This window comes from Xanthomonas fragariae (assembly GCF_900183975.1).
Lineage (GTDB): Bacteria > Pseudomonadota > Gammaproteobacteria > Xanthomonadales > Xanthomonadaceae > Xanthomonas > Xanthomonas fragariae.
In genome coordinates, this window is the sequence record NZ_LT853882.1 from 1,258,118 (window position 1) to 1,283,189 (window position 25,072).

A 25,072-nucleotide genomic window follows, 5' to 3' on the forward strand; every position below is an offset into this window, starting at 1 on the left:
AATGATGCTGCGGGCAGTGACTTGCTATTGATCAATATGCAACGCTGGCGCCTCGTGCGGCGCACCGGCCAACGTGCTGGCCAGATCGCGTACCTGCAACGCGGACTGCAACTGCGTCAGCGCGGCCTTGCTGCTCACATGCACGGTCAACGGCTCGCCCGGCAGCAGGTCGAATGCGTTGTCCGACAGCGTGGCATCCATATCGCCAAACGACAGCCACACCTCGCGCGCCAGCGTGTTGCTGGACAACGTCAGCGCGTAGCCATCGCCATCGGCCCGCCACTGGCTATCGATCTTCGCGCTTGGCAAGGCCAGCTGCTTGGCTGGTGCGAAGAACACCACGTTGCGCGACAGCAGCTTCGCGCCGTCGAACAACTCGAACACGGCATACGCATGCTTCGGATCAGCGCTGCCCAGCAATTGCTTGTCGCTGAAATTGCCCACCTGCAGGCTGGCAAGCTGTTCGACGGTGGCGGTTGCCTCGCGCTTGCTCAGCACCTTGCCGTCCATGCTCAGCACACGCATGCGCCAGCGTGCGGCCAGCGGCGTGGTGCGATCGGAGACCAGCGAGATCTCGGTCCGACCCTGGTCGTTACGCAACGCGGCGATCATTTCCGGTGCGTAGAAACGGCGCGCGTGATAGTGCAGCGCCTTCCAGCGGCCGTAGTAATCCACGCTCGACCACGACGCACCCGGCCATACATCGTTGAGCTGCCAGTACAGCGAACCCATCGATTGCGGACGCGAAGCGCGCAGATGCGAGGCGGCCAGGTTAATGCCTTCGGCCTGCATCAGCTGGCTCAGGTAGACGAAGCTTTCAAAATCCTTGGGCTCGCCGAATTCGCGGCGGATATACAGCATCAGCCGCTCGTTGCCGTTGCCCTTGTCGAACTTCTGATGCACGCGCATCACCGGTGATTCCGGATCCATGTCGCCCGGTTGCGCGAAGGCGCGCTCGGTGCGCATGTCCGGGAACGACTGCAAGCCATATTCGGACATGAAGCGCGGGGTGACGTTGAGGTAGTCGGTGACCGGCAGCGCTGGGCCGCCCCATACCTTCCAGTAATGCATATCGCCATCGTTGGCCTGGTCGGCGGCACCATCGAAATTGGTGCCTGGCGACGTGGCCCAGTACGGTACGTCGCTATCGTAGGTGGCCACCACTTCGCGGAACACGGTACCGAACAAGGTGGTCATGCCGCGCTCGATGCGGCTGCGTTCTTCCGGGTCCAACGACTGCTTGAACTTCACCCGGTCGCCCCAGTTTTCCCATCCGGTCTGTACTTCGTTGTTGCCGCACCACAGCACGATACTGGGATGGTCGCGCAGCCGCTTGACCTGTTCGATCGCCTCCTGGCGGGTGTTCTCGCGGAACTCCACGTCGTACGGTGGCACTGCTCCGCCGAACATGAAGTCCTGCCAGATCATGATGCCCAGTTGGTCGGCCACGTCGTAGAAATAGTCGTCCTGATAATGCCCGCCGCCCCACATGCGCAGCATGTTCATGTTGGCATCGCGGGCGTCCTGCAAGGTGCTACGCATGCGCTCCCGGCTCACGCGCGCGGGGAACGCATCCAGCGGAATCAGGTCGGCCCCCTTGGCGAAGATCGGGATGCCGTTGATCACGATCTCCATACTCTTGCCGAATTGATCTTTCTCGCGACGCAGCTGCACCGAACGCAGGCCGGTGATGCGCTTGATCTGCTGGCTGTCGCCGTCGGCATCGCGCACGCTGGCCACAAAGGTGTAGCGGTCCTGCGCGCCGTAGCCGGCCGGAAACCAGCGCTTGGGCTTTGCGATACGCACCGGCAGATCGATGCGGTTGTGACCCGGATCGACCACCGCCTGCTGCGTGAACTGGCCCACCGGCTGCCCATCTGGGCCGAGCATATCCAGCGTCACCTGCACCGGGCCGCTGCGGCCGGCTTGCAGCTCCAGCTGCGCCTGCAACTGCGCGCTGTCGGCATCCACGCGTTGCTGGGCAATATGCAGCCCATCCACGCGCACGGCATCCCAGGTTTCTACGCGCACGTCTTTCCAGATGCCGGCGTTGACGATGCGCGGGCCCCAATCCCAGCCGAAGTTGTACGGCGCCTTGCGGACATACGTGGAGCTGTGACGCGCCTGGGGCTCGTCGCCGAACGCCGAATCGTAGGCACCGGGAAGCGCGTACGGCTGCTTGGCCAACCATGGCTGGATCTTCTTGATCGGCGAGAACAGCTTGACTTCAAGCACGTTGTCGCCGCGCTTGAGCAATGATTTTGCATCCACCCGCCACTGCCGGAACATGTTGTCGGCGCTGAGCAGTTTCTTGCCGTTGAGGGTGACCTCGGCAAACGTATCCAGGCCATCGAACACCAGCTCCACATGCGCGCGTTCGAGCGTGGCCGCATCCATGTTGAAGCGGGTCTGGTACTGCCAATCGCTCAGGCCCACCCACTGGATCTTGCCTTCGTTATCGCGATAGAACGGGTCCGGCACGATCTTGGCGGCGATCAGATCGGTCTGCACTGCGCCCGGTACCTGCGCCGGCAACCATGCCGCGGCCTTGGGATAGGATTTTGCCTGCGCCTGGCCCGGCACCAGCCGCACCTGCCAGCCTCTGTCCAGGGTCACCGCTGTGGGCGCCGCCGCCCAGACCTGCGAGATGGCGGCGGCGAAGGCCAGGGCCATCCCAAGACAGGCGGGGGCGGGAACAAAACGACGGCGGGACAGGTGCATGCGTGACTCTCCTTGGACGGCTCAGCGCGTGGCGGCAGGGGGCGCCTGCGCGGTGGTTTCGATCAATTGAACCGCGCCGATGGCATACAACGGGCCGCGAATCGGCGCGGTAAAGCGTAGACACAGATCGTGAATGCCGGTGCGTGCGGGCAGTGCGGTTTCCAGCGTGAATTGCTCGCCCAGGGTGTCGCTGTTGGGCAACTGCACGCTGGCGATTAATGCGCCTTCGCAGCCCAGGCGCACTTCCAGCTCACCGCCGCGCGTGTTGGCCGGAAACTGCACCACCTTGGATTGCTCGTGCGCCAGGCCGAAGTTGTTCGGCAGCCGTGCGCCCTCGATCCTGATCGCGCCGATACCGTCCAGGCGCGCTTGCGGATAAATGCGGCAAGCATGGAACAGATCGACGTTGTAGACCGGTGTATCGGCACCGGTCATCTCCGGTAGCAGCGGCAAGCGCAAGTCGAGCGCGCCTGTCTGGACGCAGTCGCGCAGGCCTTGCGTATCGACACGTAGCAGCCCTGCACGGTCGAAAGTACGGCTGCGCGTTGCCGCCAGCGGCGTGCCATCGGCTGCGAATGCGGTCGCCTTCACGGTGGTCGGCAGTTGGATCGTAAACGGTGCCTCATAGCGCGGCGATGTGGGCTTGGGCGCGCTACCGTCGACGGTGTAGTGCAGGGTGCCCGCGGCGGTCTGAGTGCTGAGCGCCACCCTGGCCGGGCCACCGGCGAGCACCGGGTTGGGGCCGTTTTCCAGCGTGATATCTGCTGCGAATGCGCCGTCGCTGTAATCGATGCCCAATGTCTTGTAGCGCTGCAACTGGGCCGGCATCCGCGCCAGAAAATTGTTCCAGTCGCGCGCAGCAGCCGGCGACCACGTCACTTCCGCCACCGCAGACAGGCGTGGGAACAATGCATGATCCACATGCCATTCGGATGGAATGTATTCGGCCCACAACGCGCCTTGCGCGCCCAGCACATGCTTGGCCTGCTCGGCGGTGAGTTCTGCCGGCACCGGGTCGAATGCGTAGATCTTCGACAATGGCAGCACCGTCAGGCGACCGTTCGGTTCGTCGCTGCGCGTGGTCTGCAGATTGTCCAGATACAGCCAGTCGCCCGGCGCCAGCACCACGTCGTGGCCTTGTCTGGCCGCCGTCACCGCGCCCTCGATGCCGCGCCACGACATCACCGATGCGCTGGCCGGCACGCCACCTTCCAGAATTTCATCCCAGCCGATCATGCGCCGCCCGTGTTCGGTGAGGTACTGCGCCAGCTGCGCGTTGAACCAGCCCTGCATCGCATGCGCATCCTTGACCCCCAGCTTGCGCATCTGCGCGCGCACCGCCGGCGAGGCTTCCCATTGATCCTTGACCGCCTCATCGCCACCGATGTGGATATACGTGGACGGGAACAGCGTCAGCACCTCATCCAGCACGTTGGTGATGAAGGTCAGGCTGCGTTGGCTGGTATTGAACAGATACGGGTTGACGCCCCAATCCACACCCACGTGGGTGCGCTTGCCGGGCACGCCCACTTCTTCCGGATATGCCGCTACTGCGGCCTGCGCATGCCCGGGCATGTCCAGCTCGGGCAGCACCGTGATATGCAGCCGTGCGGCATAGGCGACGATCTCGCTGATCTGTTCTTGCGTGTAAAAACCGCCATAACGCTGCGGCGTGCCGTGCCGACCGGCGCCGGGCGGGGTGCGCCATGCACCGACCTCGGTAAGCTTGGGATAGCGCTTGATCTGGATGCGCCAGCCCTGGTCGTCGGTGAGATGCCAATGCAGCACGTTGAGCTTGTGCACAGCCATCGCATCGAGCACATGCTTGACCGTGTCTACGTCATGGAAGTGGCGGGCCACATCCAGATGCTGACCGCGCCAGCTGAAACGCGGCCAATCGCCAATCGCCACTGCCGGTACCGTAACCTCGCCCTTGCGCGCATCCGGTGTCATCAATTGCCAGGCAGTGATCGCGCCATACAACAGCCCGGAACCATCGCGTGCGGCGATGCGGATGCCGGTGGCACCCACGTCCAGGCTATAGCCTTCTTTCTGTGCCACTGGCGCTTGCGCGCTGCGCTCCAGGCGGATGCTGCCTGGCGATGCCGTGGCTTCGGCACGCACTTCCAACCTCAGGCCACCGGTGCGCTGCAACAGGCTGGCCAGATGCTCGGCACTGCGGCGTGCATCGGCATCGCCGCCGACAATCGAGATCACCGTGCCGGTGCCTATCTTGAAGCTGCCACTGCCGCGCCTGGCCTCGACCGGCGCAGGAATCAGCGGCAGCGGCGCGTTGGCAGCAGGCGCTATTGCAGATGCACCAGCAGTTGCCGCAGCAGGGGTGGTGGCCAGTTCGCGTTGGTCACATCCAGCCAGCAACACGGCTGCCAACGACAGCGTAAGCAACCGCGAGGACAGCGTTGTCGATGCGGTCAGGCGTGCGGTCAGTGCGGAGTTCGACATCATGCAATCACATCCCGAGGTGGGCGGGGAGGAACACGGCAGTCACGCACAGTAGCAAAGCCATACTGGATGGCGCAGGGACTGGCGCACGCTTCGTTCCGGCGCGCAGCGTGTGTGGCGCGTGGTGCGTGGTGGAGCAACAAAGCGCACCAGCATCAGTCGCTGCAAGACGAGCGTGGGCAGCGTAGGAACCGGGTTCCAGTGCGTGCATTCCGATTCGCGCACCGACCGCGCCCGCCAGGTTGTCCAGCGTTGCGATAACGCGCTTAGCGCTGCGCGGTCGGCAACGCGTCCCACACCTTCGGGTCTTCCGCGCCCAGCACCCAGCAGCTGAAACCTTCCAGGCCGTACTGCTTCACCATGTCGTAGCGCGCCTTGAAGCTGCGTGCGTCGGGGCGGAACACCCACTCGCGCATGTCATCGCGATAGAAGTAGAACCATGATTCCTGCTCCACCGGGTCCCACTGCACGGTGGCGTTCTGTTCGATCGCAAGCGGGAACGATTCGTCGGCATCGATATACGTGGCGGAAATGTTCGATGCTTCGGTACCGTCTTCCTTCACCGGGTTGCCGGTGTACCAGCGATAGCCGTAGGTGGCGATGCCGAGCGAAAGCTTTTCTTTCGGCACCTGGGTGATCGCGTAATCCAGATTCTTCTTCATCCATACCATGCCATCGACCGGGCCGGGCGTGGTCCAGCGGGTGTGCTGGTCATAGGTCATGACGCTGACCAGATCCACGGCCTGGCCCAGCGCCTTGAGGTCGTACCCACCGCGCCAGTATTCCCACATCCACTTGGAGAACTGGCCGCCTTCGGCATGGCCCGGTGCATTCGGCACCACCGCCACCGACAGCTTAAAACCTGCCTTGTGCAGCGCATCGGCAGTCTGTTTGACCATCAACGTGTAGGCATCGCGGTCGGTCCAGGCGATGTTTTCGAAGTCGAACTGGAAGCCGTCGTATTTGTTCTGCTTGCCGTGAATCAGCAGCGATTCGATCATGCGTTTCTTGGCGGCTTCGTCGTGCATCAACTTGTGGAAACCATCGCGACCGGTGGTCATCGACAGGATCGGCATCACGCGGATCTTGTTCTGCTTGGCGATGTTGTAGAGGTACATGTCAGGCGTGCCGTTGACCAGGCCGTTTTGGTCCACGCCGTACCACGTCGGCACCACCACATCGATTTTGTCGACATTGGCCAGGAACGCGTTGGTCGATTTCTGCGTGCTCATCAGATAGAACAACGCCGTGGGGTTTTTGGCCAATGCAGGCGCACAGGCAAACGCCAGCGCGAGCGCGAGCAGTATCCAGGTCAATCGCGTGCTCATGAAAACAGCATCCGTCAGAGAGTGTGGGAAGTGGAAAGATCGATGCGGAACACGTAGGCGTGTTCGCCCACCGGCTTGGCTGGCAGGGTCAGGTGCAGGCCATCGGCTTGTTGATCGAACGGCACCTTCTTGCCGTTGGCCAGCAGCGTCACGCTGCGCACGCCATCGGTGGCGTTGAGCGAATGGATCACCGCCTTGCCACCGGCCGGCCAACCCAGTTCGATCGCATACAGAGCGCCATCGCGCGTGGTGAAGCGGAAATCTTCGGCGGTGTAGGGCTTGGTCTTGACGTCCTGGAAGGTGCCGCCGACCACTTCGGTGGGGCCTTCGCCATACACGCGCCACGGTTTGCTGTCGTAGATCGCGCCGCCGTTGGTCGTGAGCCAACGCCCGATCGCCAGCAGAATGTCGCGCTCGGTATCCGGGATCGAGCCATCCGCACGCGGGCCGATGTTGAGCATCAGGTTGCCGTTCTTGGCCACCACATCGGCAAGCATGTGGATAATGAAGGTGGGCGATTTGTAGGTGTCGTTCTCGACAAAGCCCCAAGACGCATTGCTCACCGAGGTGTCGGTCTGCCAGTGGGTGGGATGGATGCCGGTGAGCTGGCCACGCTCGATGTCCAGCGTGCCGGCACCTTCCGGGAAAGCGCCCAGTTTGTAGTTCACCACCACGCCGCGGTCGGCTGCGGTGCGCGCCACGCCCTGGTTGTAGTAATAGGCCAGCATCGTCGGCAGACTGCGGCGGAAGGTGGGGTGAGCAATCCACCAATCGAAATAGATCAGGTCCGGCTGATAGGTATCGATCAACTCGGTGGTGCGTGCCAGCCAATCGTCCAGCCAGGCCTGCGAGACCTGCGTCCAGTCGTTGGCCACATCGGCATCGTCCTTGCCGGGCAGGCGGACCTGTGCCGGGCCGTATAGCGCGGCATAGCGTGGGTCGTTGACGTCCGAATCGAATTTGCGCCCGCCGTCGAAGAACCAATCGTGTTCTGCACGGTGCGAGGACAAACCGAAGTGCAGGCCTTGCGCACGGATTGCCTTGGACAATTCGCCCAGCAGGTCGCGCTTGGGCCCCATCTTGGCGGCCGTCCAGTCCGACAACTTTGAGTCGTATAGCGCGAAGCCATCATGGTGTTCGGCCACCGGCACCACGTAACGCGCGCCGGAGTCGCGGAACAGTCTGGCCCAGCCATTGGGGTCGAACCTGGTCGCGGTGAACTTGGGGATTAGATCCTTGTAGCCGAAACGTGCCTGCGGGCCATAAGTCGCCACGTGATGCGCAAATTCCTTGGAGCCTTCTAGATACATGTTGCGCGAATACCACTCGCTGCCGAACGCCGGCACCGAGAACACGCCCCAATGGATGAAAATGCCGAATTTGGCGTTGTCGTACCACGCTGGCGATTGATACGCCTTCAGCGCCGTCCAGTCGGGGCGGAACGGCCCCTTGCGCGCGCCTTGTTCGGCTTTGCGCACCAGCCGCGCGCGCTCGGGTACGTACTTGGCGGTGGCGCTCAACCACTGCTGATCGATCTGTTCCGGGCTGAGCGTGGTGGCGGTCGGCGCGGTGGGAGACTCGGCCGCCTGCACCGACAACACCGGGCATGCCAACAGCAGCGCGAGCGCAAGCGCCCGAGTGCTGGGTGCAGCTCCAGCGTGGTTGCAGAAGGAAGCCGTGCGGTTGCGGCGATCGGTCGTCATGGGAACGTGATCCTGTGAGCGAAGACGTGCCGGCAACGCTGCAACCGGCCAGTGAGCGGCGTAAGCGGGCCTGGCGATGCACCTTCCATCATGAAGGTGCATCGCCGGTTCCACTCCTGCCTCCAAGCGATGGCTTGGCATCGCTGGATGCAGATGAGCAGGCAATAAAAGCGCGCCACCGAACAGAGTCGGTGGCGCGCTGCATTTCATCAGAACTTGACGTTGAGTTGAGCCTCATAGCCGCGGCCGTTCTTGTAGAACGCCGTTGGCGTATCGCGGCTTTCGCTGAACAACCGGTAGGTAGAATCGAGCAGGTTGGTTGCGCCGAAGGTGATGCCTATCGCGTCGGTGATCTGATACGAAGCGGTCAGGTCCAGCTGCTTGTAGCTGTCTGCGAAGTCCTCCGATGCCAAACGACCGATTGCAGTGAAGTACTTGGAGCGGTAGCTGTAGTTCACCCGCACCGTCCAGTCGCCGTGTTCCCAATACGGGATCACGTTGTAGGTGTCGCGCGACAGGTACGGCAGGTTCAAGCCCGAGCTGGAGTCGGATTTGGCAAACGTGTAATTCGCCTGCAATCCGAAACCCAGCCCGTAGGTCTGCTGATAGTTGACCGAGACACCCTTGACCTTGGCGTCTGAGGCGTTGGTTGGTGTGGTGACTTGATAAATACCTGCCGGGTTCAGCGGTGTTGCGGGCCGCTGCTCGGACACGGTGGTGCTGACAATGTACGAGCTGATATCCCGATAGAACACTTCACCCGAGAGCATGCTGGACGGGGCGAAGTACCACTCGGCGGCCAGGTCGTAGTTGGTGGATTCGTAAGGCTTCAGGTCAGGGTTACCGCCGCTGGCGGTCAGGTTGCCGTTGCCGCTATTGACAGTGAACGAACCGGCCAGATCGGCGTAGCGCGGGCGTGCCATGACCTTGGCGGCAGAGAAGCGCAGGACCGCGTCATCGGCTAGGTCGTAGGCCACGTTGAAGCTCGGCAGCGCCTTGCGGTACTCGTGCGTTTCTGCAACGCGCGAATAATTGGCGCTGTTATCGAAACTCTGCCAATACTCCGACTTGTCGGTGGTGTCGAGCAGACGCACACCCACGTTGCCGCGCCATTGACCGGACTCGAAGTTCAGCTGGGTGTAGACGTTCTGGGTAATCTCCTTCACGTCGAACGAGCCGCCGTAGTCGATGCCATACGGACCCTGCGGCTGCGACAGCAGATAACGGCGCACGGCACCGATGTCGGCAGTCGGCCAGGTGGTCAGATCGCCGCTGGCGCCCAGGCCGTCGTACAGGCTGCTGGGCGTGGTGCCGGGGTTGAACTGAGTCAGCGAGATCGGGTCGGTAGTGTTGATGCGGTTGCCGCGCGCATCCACGCCGTTATCGTGGTTGATGTACTTGTAGCCGAACTGCAGCTTGTTGAACGGGCCCCATTGCACATCGCGCGCCGCATCCCACTGGAAGTATTTTTCCTCGTCCTTGTTCTTCTGGTAATACACGCCGCCGGCCTGCACAGGGCTGATGGTCGTGCCCGGGAGAAACTGTGCACCAGGTGCTAGCCCGGCCGGGTTGCCCTGCAGCCCCCAGTTGGACGCGCCGCCGTTGTCGTAGTTGACCGCGGTTTTGCTACCGTCGAAAGCGTAGTTATAGCCGCCGTCCTGCATCAGGTACTTCATCAGGTATTCGGGGTTTTTGCCGCCGGTCGCCTGGGTAGCGCCGATCTGGCTGGTAAACACCCACTTTTCGCCGGACCAGTCGTGACGCAGGTTCAGGCTCTTGGTGGTGACCGTACTGTCGCGATAATTGGTGTCCATCTGCGCATACGGCTGGTCGTCGACACCGCCCTGCGTATTGTCCGACACCGTGGCAGAGGTGACCACGCCGTTCTGGACATTGGCGCGGGTAACCTTCTGCAGATCGTTGTTGCAATCCGGGCAGACATAGCGTGCCTGGCTGACATTGTTGTACTTGCCCTTGATGTAAATGCCGGTCAGATTGAATTCGTTCTGCTCGTTCGGCTTCCACTGCAACGCACCTTGCAGGCCGTCGCGCTCGCGGGTCTGTTGAAAGAACGCACTGCTGATCCCGGCCGGCACGCGCGCGGTGGCCACATCGCTACCATCGCCGGTAATGGTGGCCGTGGCCGGAATCTTGGCGCCGGTGGTGTAGCCGAAATATTCAACGCCGGCGCGCGAGATGTCCTGTTTGTCGTGGGTGGCCGAAATCAACGCGCCGAAGGTTTCATCGTCGTTCTTCCAGCTCCACAGTGCTGAGCCGCGCGGATTGCCGTTCTTGGAGCGATCGTTGTAGCTGTAGCCCACCGAGCCGCGCACCGTGTTGGCCGGCAAGTCCAGCGGCTTGCGGGTATGCACGATCACGGTGCCGCCGATCGAGCCTTCATCGATACGTGCCTCCGGGGTCTTGTAGACCTCCATCAGGCCGATGATTTCCGGCGACAGCAGGGTGTAGTTGAATGTGCGGCCGCTGGTGTCGCTCGGGTTGCCGCCCCAGTCGCCGGAGGCGATGGTCTGGCCATTGAGCAGCACGCGGTTCAATGCCGGGTCGGTACCGTTGATGCTGACCTTTTCGCCTTCGCCGAACTGGCGATCGACACTGACGCCGGGTAAATGCGCCAGCGATTCGGCGGCATTGGTGTCGGGAAACTTGCCGATGTCTTCGGCACTGATCGCATCGACGATCGAGTTGGCCGAGCGCTTGACCGACTGGCTCTTTTCCAGCGACGCGCGGTAGCCGGTGACGGTGACGGTATCCAGCTCGGTGGTGGTCGGCGGCGCGCTGGCCGGGGCTTGTTGTTCTTGCCCGGCAGCCATTGCAGAGCCGTAGCAGGACAGAGCGGCGGTAATACAGAGTGCTAACGTCGTGGTGCGACTGTGCATGGCTAAACCTCGTTGGTTAGTGCTGTGAATGCATCTGGCCCGTGAGGGCGCAACACACTCCGCGTGGCCGGCAAAACGACACGCTCTGACCGATCGCGGTGATCCCGCTGGCTCGCTTCGTTGGAAGCAGGTCCATGCGATTCGCGTGGTGAAGGAGGTGTCCCCGTGTGGTGGAACGGTATAGCGACTGCGACATCGGCGAGTTGGATGTCTAATGACGCCCCACTCACGAATCTGGAATTCCAGGCGGGGCGCAAGCTGTTTTTCAGTACCGAACAGTCCATGGCCCCTCCTGCCAGAACCCCGATTTGGGTCGAGTCTCGCGTAGCGTTGACAGCGTTGTCAACACATCGTCACACATCTCTGGAGCGCTGCGATTGCGCTGCAATGCAGCATTTGTTGTCCCGGAGAGTTCCGTTTACGCGGGTGACTTGCGCAACATGCCGCCCGTGAGTCACCTCCACGATTGGCGCGTTCTATCGCAACCGCGCCTTGTATGCTTGAGTGGCCCGAATTTGTGCGGGAATCACCGTTGAGTGCGCGGATTTTCGGCGAATGATGAGCTTAGCGGCGTCCCGGCTGGTGCGTGATTGCCACGGTTGCGTTCCGGGACGATTGCTGACAACGTTGTCTAAGCGTTACCGTTCGTCGGATAACGGGACATAACCGGCTCGCTGCCACTTATCAGGAGAACGCGTGAGCGCAAGCAGTCCAATGGAAGCGGTGGCCTTTCCAAGCCCCGAAACCTTCGTTGCCGCTGACGTGGGAGGCACGCATGTGCGCCTGGCGCTGGTGTGCGAAAGCGCCGACGCGCGCAAGCCGGTCACTGTGCTGGACTACCGCAAATACCGCTGCGCCGACTATCCAAGTCTTGCCGAGATCATGGTCGCCTACTTCGCGGAGGTGGGCTGTGCGCCGGTAAAGCGCGGCGTCATTGCCAGCGCCGGTTACGCCTTGGAAGACGGCAGCGTGATCACCGCCAACCTGCCATGGTTGCTGGCGCCCGAGCAGATTCGACGCCAGCTCGGTATGCAAGCGTTGCATCTGGTCAACGATTTCGAAGCGGTTGCCTACGCGGCCAATTACATGGCCTGCAATCAGGTCATGCAGTTGTCCGGCCCGCCGCAAGGCGCACCTGGGCCTGCGCTGGTGCTCGGCCCGGGCACCGGCCTGGGTGCTGCGCTGTGGATTCCCAACGGCGCCAACCCGGTGGTGTTGCCGACCGAAGCCGGTCACGCCGCGCTCGCGGCAGCCAGCGATCTGGAAGTGGCGTTGCTACAGGAACTGCGCCGCACGCGCACGCATGTGGCCACCGAGCACCTGCTCTCCGGCCCCGGCCTGCTGAATTTGTATACCGCACTGGCTGCACTACGCGGCGAGCCCGCAATCCGCACCAGCCCGGCCGACGTCACCACTGCCGCCCTCGCGGGCAATGATGTGTTGGCGCGCGACGCGTTGCAGGCGTTCTGCGGCTTCATGGGCAGCGTAGTCGGCGACTTGATGCTGCTCTACGGCGTGCGCAGTGGCGTCTATCTGGCCGGTGGGTTTCTGCCGCAGATCGCGACATTCATTGCCGGCAGCGATTTCGTCGCGCGCCTGCTCGACAAGGGCGCGTTGCGCCCTGCGCTGGAGCAGGTGCCGGTCAGCATCGTCGAGCACGGGCAGCTTGGTGTGATTGGCGCGGCCAGCTGGTTTCTGCAGCACGGCCGCTGATCGGCTGCACGTCTATCCAGGAAGGACTGATCGCTGGTGCTGGCGTGTCTGGCAGCCGAGAAGAGACCCGATACGCCGCCGCAACCCAGTGGCGATTTTTTCACCACTCACCTTGACAGCGTGACGTGCCGGGGCGTGCGCGCACATATGCACAGCCTTACGCAATGTCCATCCACAGGGACTGTGGAAAAAACGGCATCTAGAATCGACAGGCCTGGCTCTACTTCGCCGCCTGATCCCGTGCCAGTGCAGGCACCGTCACTGGGTCCATGATGCGGTTCTTCAGCACCTTGTCCTTGAAGAACCAGTTCTTCTCGCAAAGGATCGGCTTGCTGCCTTCGAAGAACAGCAGCTCGTTGTCGCCGGGCAGCTCCTTGATTTCCTGCGGCAGCATCAATGCGCGGCGTTCTTCGGTGTAGCTGTAGGACACGTTGCTTGTGCCGCCGCCCCGGCTGGTGGAGCGATTCTGCTTGCGGATCGCTCGGTAGCCCAGCATATCGCTGTAGGCGTTGGCGTCTTCCTGCTCGCGGGGTGGGAACACGATGCTGGCGGCGTGGTTGGTGATGAAGTTCTGAGCGTCGTCGGCGCCATAGGTGGCACGCAATTGCGATTGGCTCTGGATAATGCACAAATCGCGCACGCCGTAGCTGGCGGAGATCGAGATGCGCTTGGCCCATACATCGACCCGACCCATGGCGGTGAATTCGTCCATCAGCATCAGCATCTGATACTTGAGCTCGGGGTCTTCGTGGAGCTGTTTGTCGAGATTATTGCCGATCACCGAACTGAAGAAGATATTCAGCAGCTTGCTGCTTTCGTCCAGTTTCTGAGTCGGGATAATGACGTACACAGTGGTGAGGCGTTTGCGGATCGCAGTGACGTCGATATCGGTGGCATTGGTGGCCGCCGCCAGGATCGGGCTCAGAAACTGCTGCAGCGGCGCCTGCATGGTGGCTATGACCGAGGAGAAGGTCTGCTCGGCCAAGCCGGCCAGTGCGTTGAAGGTCGAGCGCGTCTGCGGGCTGATGTAACTGTAGTTTTTACTGGTGAGAATATTTTTCAACAGATCCGCGGTGCTCTCGCCACCGTCACCGCCGCTGGAGAAGCGCAGGATGCGCTCCAGACTGGGAAAGAGCGGGCTCTGGTTGGGATCGTCCACGCCATCGAAGCCCAGGTTGCGCCTGCGGTCCCATCGCTCGAACATGAAACAAGCGAACGCCACAAACGCAGCGCGTGGCTGGGTGACCCAGAAGCTGTCTTTCCCTGGTTCGTCCGGATACAGAATCGCCGCCATGGTCTGGATGGAGGCGATACGCTCGCGCGGATCGTCCGGCACCAGCGTAAGTGGATTGAAGCGGTGGGTCCTGCCATCGGTGGCATACGGCGCCCAGACGTAGATCTGTTGACTTTGCGAGGCGCGATACCCGCTGGTGGCCTTGAACAATTCGCCTTTCAGGTCGAGCACCACCATGGACTGCTGATAAGTCAGCAGCACGGGGATGGCAATGGAGGTGGTTTTGCCCGAACGCGTTGGTGCCACCACGATGACGTGCAGCGCACCGTTGATGTAGATATAGCGGCCCTTGAGTTTGCCGACCAGGATGCTTTCCGGCTTTTTGTCCAGCATTCCGGCTTTTTTCAGATCGGCGACGGTGGCAAAACTGGCTTCTCCGTGCAGGGATTCCTGTTTGCTCTTGAGCATCGGGATAAGCAGCAGCGCCCAACCCAGCAGGGGCAAGCCGAAGCCGAGGATGCCGCTTATCTTGATGCGCAGGACATAAGGCTTTACCTGCGGCAGGTCGAGCGCCTTCCAATATTCCAGATACGTCGTGGCTTTCAGCGGCACCTGCAACTTCAGCAGCGCCAATGTGATGAAACCGGACAGGTACATCCCGGCAACCAATGCAAGGATCAACAAGATCGCTGCAACGCCCACTTTTCCCTTACTACTCATGCATCCATCTCCATATATCGTTGCGTCCGGCATGTGCACGGCGCACGCCAGACTCGGCAGCTCCCACTACGCGTCGCGTCAGAGGGTCATGCCGGGCTGTGATTGTGATTGCAGGCGGTCTTGGGCGATGCGCTGGGCGATCTGTGCATGCTGCAGATCGCCGGCCTGCGCCACCTGCATCGATTCTTGGATCGACGGTGCCGGCGCGTGCATCGGCACGCATGCGCAACCGAGCGGTGGACGCATACACGGTATCGCGCGCCACATAGAATTCGCCGTTCCAGCCGGGCTTGAAGTAGGACTCGTTCAGCGCCGCGGTGATCTGGATCAGACGCTCTTCTGAAAACTGATGGCCTTGCGCCTGCATCCGCTCCTGTACGTCCGCATACAGCGCATGCCGGGGATGGGTGGGGTCGCTGTAGGGCAGTAACCAAGGCGAGGGCGGCGTGCGCTGGCCTTGATCGGTGGCGGTGGCCACCTGTGCCTGTTCGCGTTGCGCATCGCGGGTCGTCTCGTCTTCGGCGCGCTGCGCTTGTTCCTGTTCTCGTTGCTGCTCTTGTTGCTGTTCTCGTTGTTGCTTTTGTTGCTTTTGTTGCTGTTGCTGCTGGAGCTGCAGTTGCGATTGATGGTCCTGCTGCAATTGCCACTGGCGTTGCTGTTCCATCGCTTGCGCGTGCATGTCCTGCTGCTGGCCCGATTGCGCGCTGGCGGGCACGCTCGGCGTCGATGGCACCGCCGCGGTCTGTTGCGGCGGCTGCACGGTCAGCGTGGGCAGTGTCGTCACAGCCGGCGCTGGCGGCGCAGAGCCATCGTGCGTGGGGGGCACCTGGGCCTGGCGCTGCTGGGGCGCATCCTGCGATGGCGCCTGCTGGCGTGCCTGCACCTCGCCGAGTGCCTGATGGATGTCTTCGGCGCTGGTGACGGCCGCGATGCGATCCACGCCATCGGGCCCACGCTGAAAATGGGCAATGGGGCTGTCCGCTCCGAACAGGCCGCCTGGCCCGCGCTGCAACTGCATCGAACCATCGCCGGAGAGCCCCGCTGTGTCCCGCGTGCGCTGCGTCGCCAACTCGATCGCCTCGCGCCACTCGGGTTTCAATTCGGTCCCCACGATGCGATAGCGGTAGAGCGTTTCCTCGTGCTGCAGATCTTGGCGCGATGGCGGCAACTGCGCGATAGCCGCAACGGCCTGCGCATGCTCGGCCAGGGCCGGTTGCAGGATCGCGCGGGTGGTGTCCAGTTCCCGCGCGACATTGCCCGCCGCAGCACCGCGCTCGCCCGCCCAGCGGCCCTCGGCATCGCGGCGATACTGCTGGCCGTCCGAGGCGGTCAGTGCGTCTGGATTGGGCAAGGCCTGCTGCATCGCGTCGGAGAGCGGAAGACCATCGGCAGCCCAGCCACTGCGGTGATACGCCAGTTCATAGCGCGCGGCGATGGCGCCGAGGCTGTTGGCGATGTTGCGGGCGATCACCGCCTCGGCGTGCGCATCCAGTTGCGCTGCGCGGGCTGGCGCTGCGGTTTCCTGCGCGTAAACGCCGTGATCGTTGGCGCCGCTGACGCCGGTTTTAACCTGGCGATGCCATTGCCCATCGGCGGGGTCGCGCATCCAGTCGGCGCTGCTCAGGCTGGGCGTGTCGGTGGCGCTTGCGGACAGGCGATAGGGATTCTGTGGCGAAGGCGCGTCGCGCAACGCCAGTTCTGCCGCCGCAGTGGTGGCCTGGTAATTCAGTTCGCGGGCTTTTTCGTAGCTGGCGGTGATCCATGTGGAATTGGGATTTTCGCTGCCATCGTTCGTGGCATCGGCCATGCCCTCGCGCGACCAGGCGGTGCCGTTGAACGCCCACTGCACGCCCTGGCGATCGGTCTGCTGGTAGATGGCGCGGTTGTCGAGCAGGTCGGCCGCTTTTTCGCCGGCCTTGCTCATGAAATACGCATCGGCGGCGATCAACGCCATCGGGCCGGCGCCAGACGCACCTAATGCATATGCTGCGGCCGTGCCGCCCGCCCAACCGCCGACATTGCGGCCGGCAAAATGCGTCAGTTCCGAGCGTGCGGCCAATGGATTGTCTTGCGAGAGCCACGTGGCGATTTTCTCGCCGGATTGTTGCGATTCGTACAACGTGGCGGCTACGCCCAGGGCGCCGACGGCTTTGACGCCGGGGCGGTCGAGCATGGGTGGCGGGTAAGGCCTTAGTTCGGCAGTGCCATTGCGCAATAACTGCGCGGTCAGTGCATGTCCTTCGGTCAATGCGGGGTCAGCCACCTGCGCGGTGCGTTGCGCCAGCCGCGCCGATGCGCTCGCCTGCGCGAACTCCGGCTTCAGTGCCTCAGGCGCATGAGCGGGCACATGGACCACCTCGCCTGGGGGCGCATAACGCGCCTGATCGGCGACGAGTTGACTCACCTGCCCAGCAGGCGTTGTGCGGTCCATCTTCGGCATGCCGCGGAATAGCACATTGCCCTCTTCCGAGCGATGGATCACGTTCATGCGCGGATCGGTCGGCTCGTGCATGCGATACAACAGCGGCTCGCTGAACAACCCATTGTGATAATCGGTCAGCAGATTGAGGCTGCGGATCCCCATGCCCCAGCGCAGGTAACTGCCACCGATGTCCGAATGCGCTCCGGCGACAGTGACATGCAAAAAGCGGCCGTCTGCGGAGCGGCCGAACGGGAGGATCTGATCGACCGGAAACAATCCGCGCCGCTCGTCGGCGGCACTGAGCTGAAAGCCCGACACCACCGACGGCGGCAAGCGGCGGTCGAACAGCTCCATGTAGCCGGTGGGAACCGGGTCGTAGAGGCCCACGCTCATCGGTGTCAGGCCGGCGGCCTGGTGGTAGCGGTTGTAGAGCGGTAGCCCGTTTGCGTCGATGCCGCTGATGCCGCCCTTCGGATTGGGAATGCCGCGCTCGTCGATCATGCGGGCCAATAGCGGAACCTGGCTGGCACCTCGGCTGAAACCTTCAAGGTGGAAGGCGATTTTGGCTTGTGGGTCGGCTTGGAATATCTGCTGAGATTGGGTTCTCAGCCGCTCATACATTTCGTTCGCACGAGCCAGGCTGGTGCGGCCGGTTGCACTGTCCACGGTTCGCGCCAGAACTTCGTCCTGGGTACCAGGGCCTTTGATGTATTCAAAGTCGATGCGCTTTACGCCTGCATCTTTCAGACCTCTGACCTTATCCCTGAATTTCGCAACGTTGGTGGCGTGCAATGGATCTTTGTCGGCATCATTGCCGGTGCCATCCATCAGGCCCACGATCAGATAGGAGTGCGGGTCGGCATGATCCAGTAGCTGCGGCACTTTGAAACGATAGAGTTCGTCGGCCGCTTGCTCGTACGTGCGCAAATGCTCAGGCGTCGCGGCATAGTGCGACACGTCATCGAGCGGCAGGCCATCTTCGCCCAGCTGCAGAACGATCTTCTTGTCCATATCGAGCGCTCCCTCAGTAGGTCTTGGTCCAAGCCAGGATCAAGTCGTTCCGGCTGATTTTTATGTGCGGATCGTGCTGGGGGTCCGCCAGGTGCTTGGTCAGGACATCGGCCCGCATATAGACGTTGATCGTACGGTCGTTGACTTCCAGCAAGATGTAGACGTGATTACGCCCGTTTCCAGAATACCCGTAGACCAAGAAAAACTCGTCGATATCTTCCCCGGCAACGTTGTGCAGCATCAGATGGCCTGGGAAAATCTTCTCCAGATCGACTTCGACATAGCGCTCCACCCCGTCCATTGCCGTCCAGCGGATATCCACGGTCGAAGGAAAGCCGCGCGTCTCGAATTCCTCGGTGCTGCCGAAGCCCCCTCTCCAGTCGTCTTTCCAGTCCGGAGCATAAGGGTCTCCGGAAGGATCTGCTAAGTGAAGAGAATGCTGCTGTCGATCAAAGATGATGCTGCATCGCAAGGTGTGATAACAGCGCGCATCGAACGAATAACTATCGAACCGCAGCGGCCACGGCTCGCGCCGCTTCTTCTTGAACGGGTTGCTGAACTTGAACATGTCGGGGTCGCCGATGTCGGAGAGGGGAGTTTGCGGCAGCAAAGGCGCATCGGCATCCAGTGTAGGCGGGTCCACTACCGGCTGCTCCCACGGCGCCCGCTTCGGCTTGCGCTTGGGCTGCACCGGCAGCCCGCCGTGTGGCAATGGGCCAAGCTCACGCACCGTGCGCTCGTTGATGAGTTGCAGATCGCGCAGTAGCTGCGCTTCATGCGCCTCCACAACGCGGCGCGCCACTGCAGCGTAACGTGACTCTGGCGTATCACTCATCTGCTTATCGCCCTCCTTCGCAATGGACCTGATTGAACACAGCAAAGCGCATTCTTCCATCTGCGCTGCATATTATTAATACTTTCGAGTTTAAGTATGATCGGATGAGTCCGCAACCGACGTCCCCCCGCCCTGAGTAGCGGCCGGGTTTAGAGTCCGGGCCTGATGATATCGGTGTTTGCCAGATGTTGGGCATAAGCGGCCGGCGTCATGCCGCCGATTGCTTTCTTGGGTCGGTCCTCGTTGTATTCGCGTCGCCAACGTTCGATCTCGGTGCGTGCATGCAGCAGTGTTGGGAACCAGTGCTCGTTGAGGCATTCGTCGCGTAGTCGGCCGTTGAACGATTCGACGTAGGCGTTCTGGTTCGGTTTGCCCGGCTGGATGAGCCGTAGCTGCACACCACGGGCGTGCGCCCAGGCGATCATCGCCCTGCCGCAAAACTCCTTGCCGTTGTGCCCCGAGGGCAGGCTTCGCGCTCGGTGCGGATCATCTGCGGCAGGCCACGGCTGTGTGCCAGTCGGTCCAGCACGCGCGCAACGCCGTGTCCCGAGATCGCGCGCTCCACGTCGATGGCGACCGCTTCGTGGGTTGCGTCGTCCACGATCACCAGACACTTGATCACCCGGCCTTCGGCGGTGCGGTCGAACACGAAGTCCATCGACCACACCTGGTTGGCCTGCGATGGCCGCAACAATGGTTGGCGCTCGCCCACCGGCACCTTCTTGCGCCTGCGGCGCCGGACCTGCAACTGCTGTTCGCGGTACAACCGCTCCACGCGCTTGTAGTTCACGACGCGTCCTTCCTGACGAAGTTTGAGATAGATCATCCCCACGCCATAGCGGCGATGGCGATGCGCCAGCGCAAGAATGCGCTCGCGTAGCTCAACGTTGCGGTCTTCGCACGGGCGATAGCGCAGCGCACTGGCGCTCATGCCGATCGCTGCCAAGGCGCGACGCTCGCTGGCACCGCACCCGATCCACTCGCGCACCAGCGCACGACGCGCGGGTGCGCTCACCACTTTTTTCGCAGTGCATCCTTGATCAGGTCGTTTTCGAACAGCTGCTCGGCCAGCAACTTCTTCAGCCGCGCGTTTTCGGACTCAAGGTCCTTGAGTCGCTTGGCATCGGGCACGCTCATCCCGCCGAACTTGCTGCGCCACAGGGAGTACGAGGCCTCACTGAAGCCATGGCGCCGGCACAGGTCTTTGATCGCCACGCCTGCTTCGGCTTCGCGCAGGAAGCCAATGATCTGCTCTTCGGTAAAACGCTTCTTCACGTCCAATCTCCTCGGGGTAGGGAATTGGACTCCAAACTGAGGCGCTACTCAAAATCGGGGGGACGTCGCAGGTGCCGCGTCGAATCGCGTCGCTTAGTTCGGCGAACGTACCGGGACTACCGCGCAAGGCTGGAAGATTATCTAGAGCCGGACGTTTCACATGAACTGCGGCGTGTGCAACTGCAGCGTCTGCAAGAGCAGCGTCTGCAAGAGCAGCGTCTGCAAGAGCAGCGTCTGCAAGAGCAGGCTGCTGCTCTGTTGTCCCTTGGTACTCAGGCGCAACCGCACGCCAAAGTTGAGGATGATGAGCACGACTGTTGGGGGTCGGGCCGTCGTAATGCAGCGCGGAGGAGGGAGCCGGCCGATGTGACGTTCGGGGCCGGATGCGCGCCCGATCCCGGCGCCGAACGCACAGCACATGCTTGGGTGCGACGGCGCTTATTCGGTCGAGCTGCCAGTTCGCTGAGGACGCCAGAGGGCGTTGAGGACGACGGCATTCCGGACGGACCGGCGCCCAGGTTCGCCACCTGGCCAGTCGCCTGCTCTGGCACGCTTTGGTAGGTGCTCTGGGCATGCGTCCGACGATTGCTGCTCTTTGTGCTCCGCATTTTTTCGCTCCGCTTCATGATGAAAAAGACGGCTCGTTGTTGGATCTGGTCAAGCTGATGCGGCTCAGAGATATCCACTGAACACCGCCAGCTCTCGCGCATCGGCGCCAATGATGAGCTTGCTTCCCGTCTGGTCGAAGCGCTGCCGATCCAGCTCTCAAGTGATGCTCAAGCATCGTGATCGATCGCAAACCCGGTGCGCAGATGGCGAAGGCGTAGTGTGTTTGCCGAACACCAGCGTGAGCGTTCAAGGGGGACGCGTGCTGGCAACGTTTGTCGAGCGACCGCTTGGGACTTGAAGTCATCGGTATGACGACGACACCGGCCCGAACCGGACCTACCGCGGCAAATCGCCATGCGCACATTGATGCCAACCACTCTTCGTCCTCGGGCACTTGCGGCAGTACCAATACCTGATAACGGTACAGCCGTCCTTCCAGTTCCTGTGTGCGAATGACGCAGTAGCTGCGGCGTCTGTGGTGGTGGCGCCCAGCCATACTGGAACAGTCGGCCCGCACCGGCGCAAGGGCGACAAAAAGCAAGTCAATGACGGTTCACGCAGATCCCCCGACCTATCACATGTTTAAATGTATTACCGCATGCGAATGTGCTGACATGCCGCGCTGCCGTGATTCCTGTCGAATCTTCATCCGATTGGCGCCACGCTGTTCGCGGCACGCATGGTCAGCGCGATGGCCGGCCTGATGGCTAGGGCAGCAGAATTAGCGTGGCCAGGCCAAGGAAGCTCAGGAAGCCCATTACGTCGGTCAGCGTGGTCAAAATCACGCCACCGGCCAATGCCGGATCGAAGCCCAGCCTTTTCAAGGTCACCGGCACCAGCACCCCGCCAAACGCGGCAGTGAGCATGTTCAAGGTTAGCGCGGTGCCGATCACCAGCGACAGCATCGGCTGTCGGAACCAAGCCAGCACGATCAGGCCCAGCCCCACGCCCAGCACGACGCCGTTGATCAGCGCCACGGTCAGCTCTTTCTTGAGCAGTGTCATCACGTTGGACGAGCCGATCTGGCCTAGCGCCAGACCGCGCACCATCAACGCCAACACCTGGGTGCCGGCGTTGCCGCCCATGCCGGCGACAATCGGCATCAGCGCCGCAAGCGCCACCAATTTCTCGATCGTGCCTTCGAATCGGCTGACCACGCTGGAGGCCAGGAACGCAGTGCACAGGTTGATGCTCAGCCAGATCAGGCGGCGCCGGAACGCGCGCCGCGCCGGGCTGAACATGTCCTCGTCTTCGTCCAGACCAGCCGCGCTCATGGCCTGATGCTCGGCCTGCTCGCGGATGATGTCGACCACGTCATCGATGGTGATGCGGCCGAGCAGAATATTGTTGTCGTCCACCACCGGCGCGGAGATCCAGTCATGATCCGAGAAGCGCCGTGCGACTTCGTCGGAGCCATCGCCGACATCGATCGCCGGTTGTTCGTCGTCGATCAATCGATTGACCGGCGTGTTGTCCTCATGCGTGACCAACGCGGCCAGCGACACGCGGCCCAGGTATTGATGACGTCGGCTCACCACGTACAGGTGGTCGGTGTGATCGGGCAACTCGCCGCGCAGCCGCAAATACCGCAGCACCACATCGACATTGACGTCGGTGCGCACAGTGACCACGTCCGGGTTCATCAAGCGGCCGGCGGTGTCCTCCGGGTACGACAGCACCTGCTCGAGCCGCTCGCGGTTCTCGCGGTCCATCGACTTGAGCACCTCGTCGATGACGGTGTCGGGCAGGTCTTCGACCAGATTGGCCAGATCATCGATGTCCAGGTCTTCGACCGCAGCCACGATCTCGTCGGTGTCCATGTCGGCCAGCAGGCTTTCGCGCACTTCATCGCCGACGTGCAGCAGCACTTCACCGTCGTCTTCCGGGTCGACAAGCCCCCATACTACTTCGCGTTTGCCGGGTGGCAGCGATTCGAGCAAGTTGCCGATCTCCGCCGGTGCCAGCGTATTGACCAGCCGTCGTACCGGCCCTAAGCGTCCGCTATCCAGCGCGTCGGACAGCAATCGTAGCTGGCGCGCGGTCTTGTCGTGGCGGACGGCTTCGGCCATGCGCGGCTCCCCGGAAGAGTGGACGCGCCTTGATGGAAGACGCGGTGCTGAGTCAGCACGGCATTATCGCTTGCGCATGGTGACGAAACATACAGCGCCGCTCGCACGACGCTTGAACATCGCCTGCGCGATGACGCATCCAACCTGGAGCGGCTATCAACACGTAGCAGGCAGTCGTCGGGTGGGTGCGGACGGCGGCAATCAAAACCGCGTACACGCGAGAGGACATGCCGCATCCAGCACAGGTTGCGCCCACCTAGCGGTGAGGGCAGTAGTTGTGCTGGTTGCTCTTAGCGCAGCAGCGCCTGTGCGTTGCCGGCCAACCACGTCTCGATGCCCTTGCGATCGCGTGCGCGCAGCAGTTTTTCGCCTTGCACGCGCAGCTCGCCCAGGTGGATGTCGCGCACTGCACGGCGAACTTCCAGCAATGTCGCCGGATGCAGACTGAACTCGGTAAGCCCCAACGCCAGCAGCATTGGCACAAAGCGCGGGTCGCCCGCGATCTCGCCACACACCGCCACCGGTTTGCCGTACGCACGGCCGGTGGCGATCACCTGCGCAATCAGTCGCAGCACGGCCGGATGCAACGGCGAATACAGCTCGCCCAGTGCCTCGTTGTTGCGATCCACCGCCAGCAGGTATTGCACCAGATCGTTAGTGCCGATCGACAGGAAGTCGATATCGTCGATGAAGCAATCCAGCGCCAACGCCGCGGCAGGCACTTCGATCATCGCGCCGAGCGGAATGTGCTCGGCGATCTCGTGGCCTTGTTCGCGCAATTGCGCGGCCAGCTTCTTGATCTGTCGCCGCAGCAGCTGGATTTCCTCGCGGCAGCTGATCATCGGCACCAGGATGCGTACCGGGCCGTAGCCGGATGCACGCAGGATTGCGCGCAACTGCGTCTTCGCCACCGCAGGGCGCGCCAGCGACAGGCGCACGCCGCGCAAGCCCAGCGCCGGGTTGTCTTCGTCGCTTAAGGTCAGCCCGGTGCGGTCGGCCTTGTCGGCGCCCAGATCGAGCGTGCGCACGGTGACCGGGCGGCCGCTCATGCCCAGCACGGTGTCGCGATAGGTGTGGAACTGTTCGTCTTCGTCCGGTAGCTCGTTGCGCTGCAGGAACAGGAATTCGGTGCGATACAGGCCCAAGCCGCTGGCGCCGAGCGCGTGTGCCTTGGCCACGTCTTCCAGCGACTCGGCGTTGGCCAGGAGCGTGATATCGACGTTGTCGCGCGTGCGCGTGGGCTTGGAACGCAGCCGGCCCAGCTCGCGTTGTTCCTTGGCCAGCGCGCGCAGGCGCTCGCGGTAGTCGCGCAGATGCTTGGGGGTGGGGTCGACGATCACCTGGCCTGAGCCGGCATCGACGATCAGCACATCGCCATCGTCGATCCGCTGCACCGCATCGCTGACCCCGACCACCAACGGCAGGTGCAGGCTGCGCGCCAAAATCGCGCTGTGCGACAGTGCGCTGCCGGCAGTCGTGACGATTCCGACCACGCCCTGCGCCTGCAGCTGCGCCAGCTCGGACGGTGCCACGTTGTCGCACACCAGGATCTCGCCGGCCACGCCCTTGAGGTCGGGCGCGCGCTTGTGCAAAAACGCATGGATGCGGCCGATGACGTGATCCAAATCGTCCATGCGGCTTCTAAGGTAGGCATCTTCCATACCATCGAACACCGCTGCCAGGCGGTCGCGCTGCACGCGTAAGGCATAATCGGCGCTGTAACGGTGGGTGCGGATCAACTCATCCAAACCTTGCAGCAGTTCGGGGTCGTCGAGCAACAGCGCGTGCAGTTCGAGAAATTCGCCGACTTCGCGCGCGAGTGCGCCATGCAGGCGATCGCGCAATTGCTGCATTTCGGTACGCGCCGCTTCGATGGCCACGTGCAGACGCTGCAGCTGCGTTTCCACTTGGTTGGCCGGCACACGTTGTTCGGCAACTTCCAGCGTGTGACTTTGACGCACGCGCGCACGCCCGAGTGCGTTACCGCGCGACGCACCGTGTCCGCGCAAGCGCAGACTCATGCGCGGCCTTGGCGCAGCCGCGCCCGGTTGCTCGTGACTGCACCGACGCCG

At 62.5% G+C, this 25,072-nt stretch carries 11 protein-coding genes and 4 pseudogenes; 1 reads left to right on the forward strand and 14 read right to left on the reverse strand.

Features of this window, described 5'->3' with window-relative positions:
* Positions 1–24: 24 nt before the first annotated feature.
* The 5 genes from PD885_RS05775 to PD885_RS05795 all read right to left on the reverse strand — a co-directional run bounded on the left by PD885_RS05775 (position 25) and on the right by PD885_RS05795 (position 11,112).
* Positions 25–2,721 (reverse strand): beta-mannosidase, encoded by a 2,697-nt coding sequence (locus PD885_RS05775; RefSeq protein WP_040763021.1) that lies wholly within the window; start codon positions 2,719–2,721, stop codon positions 25–27.
* 21 nt (positions 2,722–2,742) lie between these two features.
* Positions 2,743–5,187, reverse strand: coding sequence for a family 20 glycosylhydrolase (locus tag PD885_RS05780; RefSeq protein ID WP_002814198.1), 2,445 nt, complete (start codon positions 5,185–5,187; stop codon positions 2,743–2,745).
* A 263-nt stretch (positions 5,188–5,450) separates the two neighbouring features.
* On the reverse strand, positions 5,451–6,512 hold the full coding sequence (locus tag PD885_RS05785; RefSeq protein WP_002814196.1) for a glycosyl hydrolase family 18 protein: 1,062 nt from the start codon (positions 6,510–6,512) through the stop codon (positions 5,451–5,453).
* A 14-nt stretch (positions 6,513–6,526) separates the two neighbouring features.
* Positions 6,527–8,215 (reverse strand): alpha-L-fucosidase, encoded by a 1,689-nt coding sequence (locus tag PD885_RS05790; RefSeq protein WP_002814194.1) that lies wholly within the window; start codon positions 8,213–8,215, stop codon positions 6,527–6,529.
* Between the two features lie 209 nt (positions 8,216–8,424).
* Entirely contained in the window at positions 8,425–11,112 is a 2,688-nt protein-coding gene (locus PD885_RS05795; protein WP_002814191.1) for a TonB-dependent receptor, read from the reverse strand.
* Positions 11,113–11,826: 714 nt separating this feature from the next.
* Between PD885_RS05795 and PD885_RS05800 the strand changes: the two genes are divergently transcribed.
* The gene (locus PD885_RS05800; protein ID WP_172402155.1) at positions 11,827–12,825 is read left to right on the forward strand and encodes a glucokinase family protein; all 999 of its coding nucleotides are present in this window, start codon (positions 11,827–11,829) and stop codon (positions 12,823–12,825) included.
* Between the two features lie 220 nt (positions 12,826–13,045).
* Here the strand turns inward: PD885_RS05800 and PD885_RS05805 are convergent, their stop codons facing one another.
* The 9 genes and pseudogenes from PD885_RS05805 to ptsP all read right to left on the reverse strand — a co-directional run bounded on the left by PD885_RS05805 (position 13,046) and on the right by ptsP (position 25,021).
* The gene (locus PD885_RS05805) at positions 13,046–14,779 is read right to left on the reverse strand and encodes a type IV secretory system conjugative DNA transfer family protein (protein WP_040763020.1); all 1,734 of its coding nucleotides are present in this window, start codon (positions 14,777–14,779) and stop codon (positions 13,046–13,048) included.
* A 310-nt stretch (positions 14,780–15,089) separates the two neighbouring features.
* Positions 15,090–16,931 (reverse strand): annotated as a pseudogene (locus PD885_RS21945) (hypothetical protein); the annotation flags it as partial.
* An 801-nt stretch (positions 16,932–17,732) separates the two neighbouring features.
* Positions 17,733–18,212 (reverse strand): annotated as a pseudogene (locus tag PD885_RS22490) (hypothetical protein); the annotation flags it as partial.
* A gap of 13 nt (positions 18,213–18,225) precedes the next feature.
* Entirely contained in the window at positions 18,226–19,047 is an 822-nt protein-coding gene (locus PD885_RS05815; RefSeq protein WP_231892673.1) for a hypothetical protein, read from the reverse strand.
* Between the two features lie 149 nt (positions 19,048–19,196).
* Positions 19,197–20,322: pseudogene (locus tag PD885_RS05820) on the reverse strand (IS3 family transposase).
* Between the two features lie 156 nt (positions 20,323–20,478).
* Positions 20,479–20,634: a hypothetical protein gene (locus PD885_RS21340; RefSeq protein ID WP_159087643.1), complete on the reverse strand. Its 156-nt coding sequence runs from the start codon at positions 20,632–20,634 to the stop codon at positions 20,479–20,481.
* A 644-nt stretch (positions 20,635–21,278) separates the two neighbouring features.
* Positions 21,279–21,509, reverse strand: a pseudogene (locus PD885_RS22655) (phospholipase); the annotation flags it as partial.
* A 129-nt stretch (positions 21,510–21,638) separates the two neighbouring features.
* Complete coding sequence (gene mgtE, locus PD885_RS05825; protein WP_002802149.1) at positions 21,639–23,000, reverse strand: magnesium transporter; 1,362 nt, start codon at positions 22,998–23,000, stop codon at positions 21,639–21,641.
* 290 nt (positions 23,001–23,290) lie between these two features.
* Positions 23,291–25,021, reverse strand: a complete 1,731-nt coding sequence (gene ptsP / locus PD885_RS05835) for a phosphoenolpyruvate--protein phosphotransferase (RefSeq protein WP_002802148.1) — start codon at positions 25,019–25,021, stop codon at positions 23,291–23,293.
* Positions 25,022–25,072 lie beyond the last annotated feature (51 nt).